The following is a 16,287-nucleotide window of genomic DNA, read 5'->3' on the forward strand; positions in this document are numbered from 1 at the left end:
ACTGAGAAAGGGACATACAACGCCGTATGCCCCTCTTCTTGTTGGTATATAAACAAGCTAATATTATATGTTAGCAATGCTCATGATATTGGCGAACACACCAGCAGCAGTCACTGACGCACCAGCACCATAGCCCTGAATCTGCATAGGATACTCCTTGTATCGGTCGGTTGTTAGTAGAACGATGTTGTTAGAACCCTCAAGGTTATAGAAAGGATGGCTTGAATCGACCTCTTTCAGAGCAACATTAGTCTTGCCATGGTCCATCGTTGCGACGAAACGCCAGCGTTTACCTTCCTCTGCAAGTTTCTCTCGACGCTGCTCGAAGTTGGCATCAAGCTCAGGAAGACGCTTCCAAAAGTCTTCTACAGAACCTTGGAAATAATCATTAGGGACGAAGAGGTGCTTCTCAACATCCTCCTGTTCTACCTTGTATCCAGCCTCACGTGTAAGGATAACTAACTTGCGAACGACATCCTTTCCACTAAGGTCAATACGTGGGTCAGGCTCACTATAGCCCTGCTCTTTGGCTCTTTTAACGGTCTCAGAGAAGGGAGTCTCGGCTCCAATCTCATTGAAGATAAAGTTAAGCGTACCAGACAGTACGGCCTCAATCTTAAGTATCTTATCCCCCGAATTACGTAGGTCATTGATCGTACCAATGATAGGCAGTCCTGCACCTACGTTCGTTTCAAAGCGGAACTTAACACCACGTTGTATGGCAGTCTGCTTTAAGTGATAGTAATCCTCGTACTTTCCAGATGCTGCAATCTTGTTGGCTGCTATGACAGAGATATTATTCTCCAATAAAGACTGGTAGAGTGCAGCCACGTCTTGGGAGGCAGTACAATCCACAAATACCGAGTTGAAGATATTCATCTGTAGTATTACGTCACGCAAATGTTCTGGGTTTGACGGCTCACTCGCCTTGAGTTCCTCTCGATAGTTGTCTAAGTTTAATCCGTCACGATTGAAGATAGCATTCTTAGAGGAGGCGATGCCCACCACCTTTAGCTTCAGGTTAGAGTTTTGCTTTAACTCTTCATACTGACTCTTAATCTGTTCGATGAGCATACCACCTACTGTTCCGACACCGCATATAAAGAGGTTAAGCACCTTATACTCCGACAAGAAGAGTGAATCATGAAGTACATTCAGTGCTTTCCTTAGGTCAGTTCCCTTCACAACGAAGGAGATGTTCATCTCTGACGCACCTTGTGCAATAGCAATAATACTGATACCTGAACGTCCAAGAACCTCAAATAGCTTTCCACTGATGCCTGGTGTTCGCCGCATGTTCTCGCCTACGATGGCTACAGTGGCAAGTCCACTCTCAGCGTGCATAGGGAACATACGACCATCTTCTATCTCAAGTCGGAATTCATCATTGAGTACTCTCACGGCATTGTCAGCATCTTCATCTTTCACACCGATAGAGGTGTTGTTCTCTGAAGCAGCCTGTGACACAAGGAAGACACTGATACCATTGTTGGCAAGAGAACTAAAGATACGCCGGTTGACACCAACGACACCCACCATAGAAAGGCCCGTCACGGTGATGACCGTCGTACCTTTTATAGATGACAAACCCTTGATAGGCTTTTGATTGTTCTCAACGTGTGATTTAATAATCGTACCTTTCCCGTCAGGATTAAAAGTGTTTTTCACCTTAATCGGTATGTTCTTCACGCAGACAGGGTATATTGTTGGAGGATAGACAACCTTTGCACCAAAGTTACAAAGCTCCATTGCCTCTGCGTATGACAGTTCATTGATGGTATATGCACTCTTGATAACACGTGGATCGGCCGTCATAAAGCCATCAACATCCGTCCATATCTCCAACACCTCAGCATTGAGAGAGGCAGCGAGGATAGACGCTGTATAGTCACTTCCACCACGTCCAAGATTGGTGATATCGCCAGAGTCGCGATCTTGTGCTATGAAACCAGGTACAAGAGAGATACGAGGAAGGTCAGAGAAAGTATCTAAAACAAGTTTGTTGGTTAGCTCTGAATCGAGACTTCTCTTGCCCTGCTTCTCTTCTGTCTTTATGAACTTACGTGAGTCAAACCACTTCGCTCCACGGATGAGCGTAGCTACTATTCTCGAACTAAGGCGTTCGCCATAGCTAACAATAGTATCCTCAGTCTTATGACTAAGGTCGTGGATTAAGAAAACACCATAATAGATAGACTGTAGTTGTTCAAAGAGACTATCCACGTTGTTGAATAGACTCTCACGGTCATGAGGGTCGGTAATAATCGCATCAATCATCTTGTGATGTCGTGCAACAATAGAATCGAACTCACTTCTCCACCTTTCATCCCCCTTCAAGGCAAGCTGAGAGGTAGCAATAAGCTGATCTGTTATACCCCCTAAGGCACTTACAACCACAATAATCGGTTGATGTTTAGCCTCTTTCTCGACAATCTTTTGCAGGCTTAGAATACTCGCAACAGAACCTACGGACGTTCCACCAAACTTTAATACTTTCATTTCTGATATTCTATTTGTTATTATTTAGCATCCCCTTAACAATGGGGGAGGTGCGAAACTTAGCCACAAAAATAATAAGAAATATTGCAATAGCCAACGAATATCTCGATATATTTGATTAAATTTGCGTCAAAAAGAAGAAGTATTACTATATATGACAGAGGAATATCAGCTACGTGTTTTGCCCCAGATTGCCTATAGTGAAAACAACTTGAAAAGCTATCTTGCTAAGGAGAAGGGACTGGACGAGCGTACCATTTATCGTGTTCGGGTGTTGAAGCGTTCTATTGATGCGCGTCATCGTGACATCTATGTAAATCTGAAAGTGCGTGTCTATATCAACGAGTTTCCGCAAGACGACCCCTATATAAAGACTGTATACCAAGACGTAAGTAGCCGTCCTTCGGTCATTGTGGTAGGTGCAGGCCCAGCTGGTCTGTTCTCTTCTCTGAAACTGATAGAATTAGGTTTGCGTCCAATCGTCCTCGAACGAGGAAAGAATGTGCGTGATCGTAAGTTAGACATGGCCCTGATTTCAAAGACGCAAGAGGTTGATCCTGAGTCGAATTACTGCTTTGGTGAAGGTGGAGCAGGAGCCTATTCGGATGGGAAACTCTATACAAGAAGTAAGAAGCGTGGCCCTGTCGACAAGATTCTAAACGTCTTTTGTCAGCATGGAGCATCCCCTGCTATCCTCGCTGATGCCCACCCACATATCGGTACAGACAAGCTTCCACGGGTGATAGAGAACATGCGTAACACCATACTCGACTGTGGAGGGGAGGTTCACTTCCAAACTAAGATGACCTCATTGATACTTGATGGCGATAAAGTCGTCGGTGTTGAGGCTGTTGACAATGGTGGAATGGTCAGCGTGAAACGTGAGTTTCATGGTCCGGTAATCCTTGCCACGGGTCATTCTGCACGTGATGTCTATCGCTATCTTGCTGATGCTGGCATTGAGATGGAGGCAAAGGGGATTGCTGTCGGTGTACGATTAGAGCACTCTTCCCACCTGATTGACCAGATACAATACCATAATAAGAACGGGAAGGGTAAGTATCTCCCAACAGCAGAATACTCTTTTGTGACGCAGGTAGAGGGTCGTGGCGTTTATTCCTTCTGCATGTGTCCGGGCGGCTTTGTGATACCTTCGGCTACAGGACCCGAACAAACGGTCACCAATGGGATGAGTCCAGCCAACCGAGGAACGCAGTGGTCGAATGCTGGTATGGTCGTTCAATTGAACCCAGAGGATGTAGAAGGAGAAGACGTGTTGCGCATCATGCATTATCAAGAGCAATTAGAGCGTGACACATGGCAGCAGGGAAATCGCAAGCAGACGGCTCCGGCACAGCGTATGGCCGACTTTGTAAACAATCGTCTGTCGTATGATCTTCCTAAGTCGAGCTATGCGCCGGGACTAATATCCAGTCCACTACATTTTTGGATGCCGTCTTTTGTGACAAAACGACTGCAAGAAGCCTTCAAAACCTTTGGTCGTCAAGCGCATGGTTTCCTTACTAATGAAGCTGTAATGATAGCCTCCGAGACTCGTACCAGTTCGCCTGTCCGTATTCTTCGAGACCGAGAACGCCTCATGCACGTGCGTCTCGAAGGTCTATTCCCTTGTGCTGAGGGTGCTGGTTATGCTGGTGGAATTGTCAGCGCAGGTATTGATGGAGAGCGATGCGCTGAGATGGTCGCTGCCTATCTACAACAGTTATAACTTTAGATCCTACTTTTCTCATACGAAGGTAAGCAAAGGATAGAACCTTGAGCCTTGATAGTAAGATGATAATAAAGCACTGTTAATCGCATGATTGAGAAGGTGTTAGGTGAGTTATAACAATCTTCTCGACTGCTATAAAATCCCTTTGTCGAATTATTTTCACGATAAAAAATATTTTTCTTCATGAAAAGAAATATTTTTTATCGTGATGATAATTCTTTTTTATCATGGTAATAATTCAAAGTTCCACAGCCTTCTTATTCCTACAAGGAGTATCCTGTGGGTGTTGTTAAGGCCTATTCTACCTGATAAAAGAGCCTTATTAGCCATAAAGAAAATAGTTAATGTTTTAGTCTAAGTCGCCTGGTGAGAAGGTAGTTGTGTTCCAATCGCCTGTGTCGATACCTTTCTTCAGCCAGTACATACGTTGTTCAGAGGTGCCGTGGGTGAAAGTCTCAGGTATAGCATAGCCTCGTGCCTTCTTCTGAAGATAGTTATCTCCGATTTTCTCAGCACAGTCAATAGCCTCTTCGATGTCGCCATCAGAAAGACTTTGATACTTTTCATTATCGTAATGAGCCCAACATCCAGCGTAGTAATCGGCAAGGAGCTCTAATTTTACACTCAGTTTGTTAGCCTCTTCCTTATTTACACGTGCCATCTTAGCATGACATTTCCCAAGAATACCACGGAGATACTCCACGTGGTGACCCACCTCATGCGCAATCACGTAGGCGTAGGCAAAGTCAAGGTCGCCTTTTGCTTTTAATCCTAAATCCTTACGCATACCACTAAAGAAACTTAAGTCGAGATAAAGGCGTTGGTCGGCCGAACAATAGAAAGGTCCCATTGCAGCGGAGCCATCCCCACAAGCAGTTTGTACAGCACCAGTATAGAGGACGAGGGTAGGGTATTGATAGCGCATGCCATGCAACTGAAACTGTTCAGTCCACACATCTTCTGTACCTGCAAGAATCTGTTTAGAGAAGTTCGCAAGTTTCTCTTCCTCCGCAGAAAACTGATGTTGTTGTCCGCCAGTCTGCACTTCAGTTGGTCCTTGCAGCTCTTGTTGTAAGACATTATTTACCACATCACCCATGTCTCCACCGCTCAAAAAGGTAATAAGAGCAATGAGGATGATACCGCCAATACCACCGATACCCGCTTTAGTACCCATACCCATGCCACGACGGTCGTCTACATTATTACTCTCTCTACGTCCTGTAAGTTTCATATTGTTTGCTTTGTTTTTTATTCTCCACTTATTTCTATGTCGACAAAGGTAAGGCATTATCTTGATATCTGCAAGTATTGTGGTTCCGTTCCGTTGGTATCGAAACAATGAATGAACGCTAAAATCCTTGCGATTTTACTAACAAAAGGCAGTGAGAAAGAGTACGAAAAACCAGTTATCTGTGCTGGTGTACGGAGCTGCAATCTCTTTATAGTGACGGTATAAACAGCTACTTTCGCCCCATACAACGGCTTTTTTCTTTTATCCCTTTGCTATATCTGAGTTTTTTCGTAAATTTGCATGTATTTTCAGAACAAACAAATAACAACATAATGAAGATTTCATATAAATGGCTAAAGGAATACGTTGATTTCAATCTTAGTCCAGAAGAGATTGCTGTTGCGCTCACTTCAATAGGTTTGGAGGTAGGGTCACTGGACGAGGTAGAGACGATACGTGGTGGATTAAAGGGCTTGTATGTCGGTAAGGTACTGACTTGTGAGGCACATCCGAACTCAGATCATCTCCACGTAACAACTGTTGACCTTGGCAAGGGAGAGCCACAGCAGATCGTCTGTGGTGCACCGAATGTTGCAGCAGGCCAGAAGGTAATCGTTGCCGACTTAGGTTGTGTACTCTATGATGGCGACAATGAGTTTACTATTAAGAAGAGTAAGCTGCGTGGTGTAGAGAGTCTTGGTATGATATGTGCCGAGGACGAGATTGGTGTCGGTACTGCTCACGATGGTATTATCGTGTTACCAGAGGACGCACCAGTGGGTCAGCCAGCATCAGAATACTATCACTTAGACAGCGACTGGCTGATAGATATAGACATCACTGCCAATCGTGCGGACGCATTGAGTCACTATGGAGTGGCGCGCGACCTCTATGCCTGGTTGATACAGAATGGTTATAAGACGTCATTACATCGCCCTTCTTGTGATGCTTTCAAGGTTGATAACCATGATCTCCCTATCAAGGTGACAATCGAGAATACGGATGCTTGTCGCCGTTATGCTTGTTTGAGTTTAACTGATTGCGAAGTGAAAGAAAGTCCACAGTGGTTGAAAGACAAGCTGAATGTTATCGGTTTGCGCCCAATCAATAATATCGTGGATATTACTAACTATATCATGATGGCCTATGGACAGCCTATGCACTGCTTTGATGCAGACATGGTTAAGGGACATCACATCATCGTTAAGGACAAGAACGAGGGTAAGAAGTTCGTTACCTTAGATGGTGAAGAGCACATCCTTGGCGAGCACGACCTCGCTATCTGCAATGAAGAGGACCCAATGTGTATAGCTGGTGTCTTCGGTGGAAAGGGTAGTGGTACATACGAAACAACGAAGAACGTAGTGTTAGAGAGTGCTTATTTCCATCCAACATGGATTCGTAAGAGTGCTCGTCGTCACGGTCTTTCTACGGATGCCAGCTTCCGTTTCGAGCGTGGTATAGACCCTAATGGCATTGTCTATGCCCTCAAGCAGGCCGCAATCCTTTGTCAGGAACTTGCTGGAGGAAAGGTTAGCATGGAGATATGTGACGAGTATCCAACGAAGATGGAAGGTTTCCCTGTTCGTTTGAACTATGAGTATTGCGACCGTCTTATTGGTAAGAAGCTCGGTCATGATACGATTAAGCGTATTGCAGAGAGCCTTGAGATGAAGGTAGAAAATGAAGATGCAGAGGGCCTCAACCTCCTGGTTCCACCTTATCGTGTCGATGTACAGCGTCCTTGTGATGTAGTAGAAGACATCCTGCGTATCTACGGATATAACAATGTAGAGATACCTACAGAGTTGAAGTCGTCATTGACAATAGCAGAGGAGGCCGACAAGAACTATCATCGTGAGAACATTATCGGTGAACAGTTGGTAGGTGCTGGCTTCTCAGAGATTATGAACAACTCGCTCACAAAGAGCTCTTACTATGAGGAGGCAGGTCTCAATGCTTATCCTTGGGAGGAGACCGTGAAGGTGATGAATCCTCTTTCAGCAGACTTAGGTGTGATGCGTCAGACCCTTCTCTTTGGTGGTTTGGAGAGTATCGTACGTAATGTAAATCGTAAGGCACAGAACCTCCGTTTCTTTGAAGTAGGTAATGTTTATAAATACAATAAGGAGAGATGGACAGAGGAAAATCCTGTTAAGGCATATTCACAAGACTATCACATGGCTTTGTGGGTGACAGGTAAGCGTGTACAAGGTTCTTGGGCACATCCTGACGAGGAAAGTTCATTCTATGAATTGAAGGCACATGTCGAGAATATCCTCCGTCGTATCGGTGTTGCACAGGGCTTACTTGTTAGTGAGAAGTCGGATAACAACGTGTTCGACAAGGCAATAGCTTTGAAGACGCGTGCTGGTAAGGTACTCGTTGAGATGGGTATTCTCAGCCATAAACTGTTGAAGCGTTTCGGTCTTGACCAGAAGGTTTATTATGCAGACTTAGACTGGGCAGGACTGATGAAGGCTATCCGCAAGAATAAACTTCAGTTCCAAGAGATATCTAAATATCCTGCTGTTAGTCGTGACCTTGCCTTGTTGGTCGACAATAATGTAGAGTTTGCACAGATAGAGGAGATAGCTCGTCAAGCAGATAAGAAACTCTTGAAGCGTGTCGAACTCTTTGATGTTTATCAGGGTAAAAACCTCCCTGAGGGCAAGAAGAGTTATGCAGTAAACTTCATTTTGCAGGACGAGACCAAGACGCTCAACGACAAGGCGATAGACGCCATCATGCAGAAACTAATAAAGAATTTAACAAATAAACTCGGAGCAGAACTCCGTTAATAAACAAATCCAATGGGTAGAGCATTTGAATATCGCAAAGCAACTAAGCTCAAGAGATGGGGTCACATGGCCCGTACGTTCACTAAGTTAGGTAAAGAAATCGCTATCGCTGTTAAAGCTGGCGGTCCTGAACCAGAGAATAACCCACGCCTTCGTGCTATCATCGCTACATGTAAGCGTGAGAACATGCCGAAGGACAATATCCAGCGTGCTATTAAGAATGCGATGGGTAAGGATACCAGCGACTACAAGGAGGTGACTTACGAGGGTTATGGTCCTCATGGAGTTGCTGTGTTTGTTGATACATTGACAGACAACACTACTCGTACGGTTGGTGATGTTCGTTCTATTTTCAATAAGTTCAATGGTAATCTTGGTACACAGGGCTCTCTTAGCTTCCTTTTCGACCATAAGGCTGTGTTCTCCTTCAAGAAGAAAGAGGGTGTAGATATGGAGGAGTTGATCCTTGATTTGATTGACTATGGAGTTGACGATGAGTACGATGAGGATGAAGAAGAGAACGAAATCACAATCTACGGAGAGCCTACAAGCTTCGGCGAGATTCAGAAGCACTTGGAAGACAATGGTTTCGAAATCACTTCTGCAGAGTTCACTCGTATTCCTAACGACTTAAAGGACGTTACTGATGAGGAGCGTGAGACTATCGATAAGATGGTTGAGCGTTTGGAGGACTTCGACGACGTGCAGAATGTCTACACTAACATGAAGCCTGCTGAGGAATAATATCATTTCCATGTGCACCTATATATAATAAGGTGTAAGTGGTTTTAAAAATATAGAAAGAGACTATCTCAGAAATGAGCCAGCACATGTGGGTGGTGAGCCATACTCATTCTCCCATATTAATTGCTGCTGCGGATATATGGGTCGTGTATCTTAACATTTCTGATATAGTCTCTTTTTTGTTCTTTGTCTTTTACTATTTTCTTTCATATTCGCCATTATGTGAAAGGGTTGTAAGTGATTGGGTTGTATTGGCCTTTTATGTTTTCGAACTTCATTGTTGCTTGATAGTTTTCGTTTTAAGGCTTATTCGAGATTTTAATAGCAATCCCTTTGATGTGAGAAAGTCCTGATATTGGCTGTTCTACGGTAATTCGTATGAGTTTAAATAAGGCATGTGCGGATTTCTGAATAGGTCTTTCTTATAAGACGATAAGGGTGATAGGGTAATAAAATAAGATTTGCTTAATCCACCTACTATAACTATCTGTGCACGTAGGGGCTTCTTTCTATTTGTACAAATAGTATGTTTTTCTTGCACAAAGTTTTTGTGAATGTGCAGAATTTTACTTAACTTTGCACGCAAATCATACTTTTGTGCAATGGATGCTATAAATAGTTTCAACGCGTGTATAGAGAAGAGTATCAAGGATAACTGGGACAAAGATGCTCTTACCGACTATCTTGGTGCTACACTTCAATACCATGATGTAGCGCGGAAAATAGAGAAGTTACACATACTCTTTGCTAATAGTGGTTTGAAGAAGGGTGATAAGGTAGCCCTTTGTGGTCGGAACTCCTCCTCATGGGCAGTTGCTTTCTTTGCAACTCTAACCTATGGAGCTGTGGCAGTACCCGTTCAGAATGAGTTTAAACCCGAACAAATATATAACATAGTAAACCATTCAGAGGCAAAGCTCCTCTTTGTTGGTGATGTAGTAGCCACAGCGATTGATGGCGAACAGATGCCCCAGTTGGAAGGTATTATCTATCTACCAGATTTCTCGTTGATACTTTCTCGTTCAGAGTCATTGACAAATGCGCGTGAAAACCTTAATGCACTCTTTGGTAAGAAATTCCCTAAATTCTTCCGTGCAGAGGATGTTAACTATTTTAAGGATGAGGCTGACGACCTTGCACTGATTAATTATACCAGCGGGACGACGGGTTTCTCAAAGGGTGTTATGCTAAGTTATCGCTCTATTCGTAGTAATCTCGCATGGGCAATAGCTGATATAAAACCACATATCAAGCCCGATAGTAAAGTGCTTTGTATATTGCCGATGGCACACATGTATGGTATGATATGCGAGTTCATCTGTCAGTTCTGTTTTGGAAGTCATCTTTATTTCCTCACACGTCTACCGAGTCCTTCTTTGATAGCTCAAGCATGTAGAGACATCCATCCTGCTATCATTATGTCAGTACCAATGGTTGTAGAGAAGATTATCCGTAAGAATGTCTTTCCAAGGGTCCAGAGTACAGCTACCCGAATGCTGTTAAAGATGCCAGTGGTAAGCAAGAAAGTGAAAGAAAAGATTAGAGTAATCGTTATGGAATGCTTTGGAGGCAATGCATACGAGGTAGTAACGGGTGGAGCAGCACTTAATAAAGAGATAGAAGACTTCTTAGTAAGCATTGATTTCCCTATAACAAGCGTTTATGGTGCTACGGAGTGTGGCCCATTGGTAACGTTCAGTGACTACAAAGACTTTGTACCAGGCTCTTGCGGTACACCTGCTTTGAATATGGAGGTGAAGATTGTTAGTCCTGATCCAGAGCATGTTCCAGGTGAGGTAATTACACGAGGTGAAAACGTTATGCTTGGTTATTATAAGAACGAAGAGGCAACGAAAGAGGTGCTTGATAAGGATGGCTGGTATCATACAGGCGACCTTGGGACGATGAGTGCGGATGGTCATTTGTTTATCCGTGGGCGCATTAAGAATATGCTTTTAGGCTCTAATGGTCAGAATGTCTATCCAGAAGAGATAGAAGACAAGCTGAACTCTATGTCAATGGTGAGTGAGTGTATCGTTATCCAGCGTGGCGACAAGATTGTTGGTTTGGTTCATCCAGATCTTGATGAAGCTAAAGAGATGGGCTTCTCGCAATCAGATTTGCAAGAGATAATGGAGCAGAATCGTATAGAACTGAATGCTATGCTTCCATCTTTCTGCCATCTCTCAGCAATAGAGTTGCGTGATGAGGAGTTTGCCAAGACTCCGAAGAAGAGTATAAAGCGTTATCTCTATCAAGAGAAGTAAGATAATACAGTCCTCCCTAACGCTCTCTTTGTAATGTGTTTGCGCTCAGCACTATAGGTGATATGTATTCGCACATGATGTGCTGAGTATTAACACGTTTGAGAGAACTGGTTGTGAAGGTTATTGTTAGATAGTATAATAAGGTAAGGGGCGTTCATTGAACCTAATTTGTAGAGGCTGAATAGAGCTATAATTATGTTTTGGGTAGTACCTTGTTCTTCCAATGTATGGAAGAATAAAAGCTACCTCACATGAGTAATCTTTGTGTCTCTTTTGTTGTACATACAGTAAGGTGATTTTTTGAAAACCAATTTTCCTGTCATTTCTGTCATCTGTCTCCGTTACTTAACTTATTGATTAACAGTGTGGATACACGAAATGTTAAAAGTGACAGCAAACTAAAATAAAACTTATTCTTGTATTTTAGTGTGATAATCCATCTCTAACTTTAGTAGACTTTATGTCTGCATTGCTCGAAAGAAGCCATGATAGATTTTGGAAGTAATAGAGGAGAGTAACTTTGAAACAGTATGTCCTGATACTTTGTTTGCTTCCTATTTATCAACTGATAAGTGCCTATGCTATTTTGAAAGATAAAGAAAGCCACCACAGAATGGTTCGTTCCCATAAAGAGGCGGCTTTATGTATGTTCTGAAGTTAGTATTATTTTACAAACTTCTTGTTGTTCTGAATGTAGATGCCATGCGGTAAGATAGAAGCATCAGTACCTACATATCTGCCGTCAAGGGTATAGATGCGGTTGTCAGAAATGCTTCTTTCGACGATTGAAGGTGACTGAATGCCAGTAGGAACAAGACCATTTTTAAACTCAAAGTTTACATAGTTATTATTTGAATCACCTCCATCATTCTCTTTAATATTCACGATAGATTTCTCTAATATTGAACCATTAAACATCTTAAAGCCACTTATATAATCTATTCTATTGTAAGGGTAAAGGTCGCCATTATGTTGATTAACATATTCTAAATATGAAGTAGCATTTTTACCAGCTAATATTTTACCATCAGCAGGGATAGGGATGACTCGTGGTTTACCCTTTTTATTATTAGGAAAATCAAATACATTTATCTTGTTAGACGGATATGATATGCGATAAGCAAGTAACCCCTTGGCATAATTATCCTTTGTCCAACCTTGATACCATGGTCCTTTCTGTATACTCTGCAATACGATATACTCATTAGAGTCATTAGGATTGACAATCTTGTATGCCTTTCCACCATTGTCGATGCTTTTTAGGTTCTTAATATTGCAACTGTCTTTGAGTTCATCAATCTTCATCCAACCCATAACTTCACGTTCCCATGCAAGATAAGATGCTGGTACACGTCCACCACGTACATCTGTTCCACCATCCATGAGGTCCCAGAACTCCATACCTTGGTCATCTTGGTTCTTCGCTTCTTCATCAAGAGCATAGATATCTGGGAGTCCGAGTGTATGAGAAAACTCATGACAGAATAAGCCTATACCATTAATCTTCTCCTTGCCTTTTGTCTTGTTTTCATCACCAGCAAGTTCATTGCTCACACCATAGCGATGAATGCTTTTTCCATCATACGTATTGGAGATATTAACAGTACCAGATTTTGGCCATATATCAGTCTCTTTATTTCCACTATAATTGGCAGAATAACCTGCATAAATAACATAAACCAAATCAACCATTCCGTCATTGTTTGCATCATAATCCGCAAAGTTGACTGAATCATCAACAGCTTCACATACATCAGGAAGCAATAAGTCCATTCTATCATGTATCCCTTCGCCATATACGGCCTGTGGCTTAGGTAATTTGACAGGTCCTATAACATCAAAGACAGGTGTAAACTGTCCATAACTACAATCCTTGAAATAGCCACGAACACCTTTGTAGTTCTGATTCTGACCATAACGAGTTTCTGTGAAATGGTCCTCATTCATCAAATAGTTTGTGAATATTCTCTTTGTATCTTGGATAGTAAATGGTACGTCTTGGAACTCTGCAAGGATAACAAGGGCCTTTGGGCTACCAGTGTGAGGGAAATAAGGAACACCACCGTAGCCGGTATCTATGATTGGTCCTCGTGTAAGAGGAGAGTTATTGTAAGCGTTTTCAGATTCTTCTGCAATCTTATTAACGTAAGCGAAGAACTTTTCCTTGTCTTGCTTAGCAATCAAGTTACGCTCAGCTTGTGAGCGAGTCAATGCTTCATGTGCAAGTTGTTTCGTAGCAATAAGGTTGCCACTTTTCTCAACTTTACCGATATAGTAGTTGTTATCTGCACCTTGTACAAGTAGTACACCATCAAGGGTTGTGTACCAGTTGATATGTTCGTCACCACGCAAGATGACAGTAATAACAGAACCATCAGCCTGTCTTACTTGTACAGGGATAGAAACAGCTTTTGCCGCCCAAGTGGTAAGGGAACAAAGCATAAGACATACGAAAATAGTCAGTTGTTTGAATGTTCTAATCATATCTTTGTTTAACTCTATTTACTTAGCTTATTATAGAAATATTGCCCCTTCTTCTGTGTTCGTTTACCAAAGTCAATAGCATGGTGTGGACAATGATGATAACATGAGAAGCAAGTCAAGCATTTCCCATTATGTATCCATTCAGGTTCATAACCTAAGCCCCCTTTGATGTCACTAACAGGACAGACATTAGCACAAATACCACACTTCACACATCGACGACTGTCTACATGAAAGGGTTTGTCTGTGATGAGGAAACGTTCAAAGAACCCTCCTACAGGTCCGGAGAAGAAGGAAGGAATAGGACCTCGCTTTAGTTGTTCCCAACCCCATATCTGTTTATTTCCCAAATGGGAACGTTGTTTGATTATCTTAGAGAACTCTTTTAACTGCTTTGATGCAAGTTCCTTCTTTTCTAATTCTTTCTTTTTCGTATCAACATCCATACCCGGTAAGCCAACGTATGACTCTGGCATAATCAAAGAATACACAGCTTCCAATGACAGTGAGTCACCCACTGTTGTACTCTTTAGTTGTTGCAAAAAGCGTTCCATAGCTTTGCCGATAGAATCCCCAGCTGTAACCAAGCAAAAACAATAATGTTTAACGAGCGGAGTATCTCCTGCTTCAGTCTTTATTGTTAATTTAGTTAGAAATTCTTTTACTATACTTGGAACTCTCCAACCATGTATAGGAAAGATGAAACCTACTTGTTCACCTTCTTCCAAGGTAAAAGAACAATCTTTGTTGATTACCTCTGGGATTGAAACAAGTTTATCATCAGTTTCTGATGCTAATGTCTTTGCAGCCCATTTGCTGTTACCTGTACCAGAAAAGTAGAATATCATGTGGCAAAGGTACTGATATTTTGTAAATCTTGCAAGATAAGGACGTGTAATGTTGTTGTTTATCAGAACTTTTTCATACATTTGCAGGTAATACATGAAAGGCTTAATGCTGTGAAGAAGAAAATAGATTTATTGATGTATCCTTCAGTAAAACTACTCGTGCCATTGGCTTTAGGGATTGCTGTTGGAGATGCGTTAGAAGAATATATTACATCAGTTGTGTGGTGGGTAATTATGGTTTGTATGATTATCATTACTTATTTCACATGGAAGATGAAGTATATTCAAAGTCTGCTATTGCTTTCAACTGTCTTTCTAATAGGTGGGACACTTGTTTCTATGAAGCGGCAATCATCAGAGATACGGTTACCTGATACGCCGATAACCTTTAAGGCAGTTCTATTGAGTAATCCCATTGTTCATGGAAAGGTGGTGCAAGTAGACTTAATGGCTATGACAAAAGATAGACCTATCATGGTTAGAGCCTCTATCCTTCGTGACACGATAACCAATCGCTATAGAACATTACAGATAGGAGATGGGATAGAGGCTACAGCTTACCTTGAGAAACCAATGAATTTCTCAGATGCAACGTTTGATTATGCCCGATGGTTAAAACGACATGGATATTTAGCTGAAACGTTTATATTGTATAATCAATGGCAGAGAGCGAAAGTTAGTCTTCGTCAAATGAGTTTTCTTCAGCGTACATCTTTAGCTGCTGGAATCTACAGACTAAGACTTATGAGACTTTTAGAGCGCAATTTCGATCGCACTCATTTAGCTATTGTATCAGCAATGACGCTTGGAGATAAATCGTTAATAGATAAGGATGTTAAAGAGGATTATTCATTAACAGGTGCAAGTCACGTCCTGGCATTGTCTGGTTTACATCTGACAATACTATACGGATTGCTGGTTTTCTTACTGGGTAAGTGTGAACGATTGTTTCCTCGATTATTTAGGAGGGCGGTATGTGAAATTCTTATCCTGTTAATCCTTTGGGGTTATGTTATTTTAGTTGGGATGTCTTCGTCCGTTATTCGTTCTGCTGTCATGTTAACGATATACTCTTTTGTAACGCTATTGAATAGAGTTCGTTTGTCAGTTAACACCTTAGCATTGACCGCAATCATATTGCTTATTATCAATCCTTACCAACTTTTCGATATAAGTTTTCAGTTGTCATTTATTTCTGTATGGTCCATTCTACTGTTTTATCCACTTATATACGAGCTAATCCCTTTAGGGTATGGAAAGCTACTCTCGCCTGTCAGGTGGGTATGGGGAATGATAGCAGTATCATGTGCAGCCCAATTAGGTACAGCTCCTTTGATTGCATATTATTTTGGAAGGGTGTCTACAGTTTTCGCAATTAGTAGCCTTGTTGCAATTCCATGTACGATGGTTATCATCCCTGCAACATTCTGTCTGTTAATACTTACCCCTTTGCCATCTATCGCATATTATGTAAGCAAGTTTATTAGCATTATAACAGAGTATATGAATACCTCCCTTCATTGGCTTGCAAGCCACCCTTACACCAGTATTGAGAATATCCATATAACCCTCTTACAGCTTTTTATCTATTATTTCATGCTAATGGCAATATGGATTATGTGGAGTTTCTTGGCAGGGAAGATAGAGTTTAAGTAATTATTTGTACCTTTGCAAATAG

At 41.9% G+C, this 16,287-nt stretch carries 9 protein-coding genes; 5 read left to right on the plus strand and 4 right to left on the minus strand.

Annotated features, from left to right (window positions below; all coding sequences use genetic code 11):
* Positions 1–63: 63 nt before the first annotated feature.
* Positions 64–2,499 carry a bifunctional aspartate kinase/homoserine dehydrogenase I gene (gene thrA, locus AXF23_RS04205; RefSeq protein WP_107624415.1) on the minus strand — a complete coding sequence of 812 codons (2,436 nt, stop codon included), beginning with the start codon at positions 2,497–2,499 and terminating at the stop codon, positions 64–66.
* A gap of 154 nt (positions 2,500–2,653) precedes the next feature.
* Between thrA and AXF23_RS04210 the strand changes: the two genes are divergently transcribed.
* A complete protein-coding gene (locus AXF23_RS04210) occupies positions 2,654–4,228 on the plus strand; it encodes an NAD(P)/FAD-dependent oxidoreductase (RefSeq protein WP_107624416.1) in 1,575 nt (524 codons plus the stop codon).
* A 352-nt stretch (positions 4,229–4,580) separates the two neighbouring features.
* Here the strand turns inward: AXF23_RS04210 and AXF23_RS04220 are convergent, their stop codons facing one another.
* Complete coding sequence (locus AXF23_RS04220; protein ID WP_107624418.1) at positions 4,581–5,465, minus strand: KPN_02809 family neutral zinc metallopeptidase; 885 nt, start codon at positions 5,463–5,465, stop codon at positions 4,581–4,583.
* A 332-nt stretch (positions 5,466–5,797) separates the two neighbouring features.
* Between AXF23_RS04220 and pheT the strand changes: the two genes are divergently transcribed.
* The 3 genes from pheT to AXF23_RS04235 all read left to right on the plus strand — a co-directional run bounded on the left by pheT (position 5,798) and on the right by AXF23_RS04235 (position 11,277).
* Complete coding sequence (gene pheT / locus AXF23_RS04225) at positions 5,798–8,266, plus strand: phenylalanine--tRNA ligase subunit beta (RefSeq protein WP_009012073.1); 2,469 nt, start codon at positions 5,798–5,800, stop codon at positions 8,264–8,266.
* Between the two features lie 12 nt (positions 8,267–8,278).
* Positions 8,279–9,010 (plus strand): YebC/PmpR family DNA-binding transcriptional regulator, encoded by a 732-nt coding sequence (locus tag AXF23_RS04230; RefSeq protein ID WP_089366684.1) that lies wholly within the window; start codon positions 8,279–8,281, stop codon positions 9,008–9,010.
* A gap of 602 nt (positions 9,011–9,612) precedes the next feature.
* Positions 9,613–11,277, plus strand: a complete 1,665-nt coding sequence (locus AXF23_RS04235; RefSeq protein WP_107624419.1) for an AMP-binding protein — start codon at positions 9,613–9,615, stop codon at positions 11,275–11,277.
* Positions 11,278–11,940: 663 nt separating this feature from the next.
* Here AXF23_RS04235 and AXF23_RS04240 read toward each other — a convergent pair.
* Together AXF23_RS04240 and AXF23_RS04245 are read right to left on the minus strand one after the other, a co-directional pair.
* A complete protein-coding gene (locus tag AXF23_RS04240; protein WP_107624420.1) occupies positions 11,941–13,761 on the minus strand; it encodes a M6 family metalloprotease domain-containing protein in 1,821 nt (606 codons plus the stop codon).
* A gap of 14 nt (positions 13,762–13,775) precedes the next feature.
* Positions 13,776–14,609, minus strand: coding sequence for an EFR1 family ferrodoxin (locus tag AXF23_RS04245; RefSeq protein ID WP_107624421.1), 834 nt, complete (start codon positions 14,607–14,609; stop codon positions 13,776–13,778).
* Between the two features lie 111 nt (positions 14,610–14,720).
* Here AXF23_RS04245 and AXF23_RS04250 point away from each other — a divergent pair, with 111 nt between their 5' ends.
* Complete coding sequence (locus tag AXF23_RS04250) at positions 14,721–16,265, plus strand: ComEC/Rec2 family competence protein (RefSeq protein ID WP_107625790.1); 1,545 nt, start codon at positions 14,721–14,723, stop codon at positions 16,263–16,265.
* Positions 16,266–16,287: the final 22 nt, after the last annotated feature.

The organism is Prevotella sp. oral taxon 313, from assembly GCF_003043935.1.
Classification (GTDB): domain Bacteria; phylum Bacteroidota; class Bacteroidia; order Bacteroidales; family Bacteroidaceae; genus Prevotella; species Prevotella jejuni.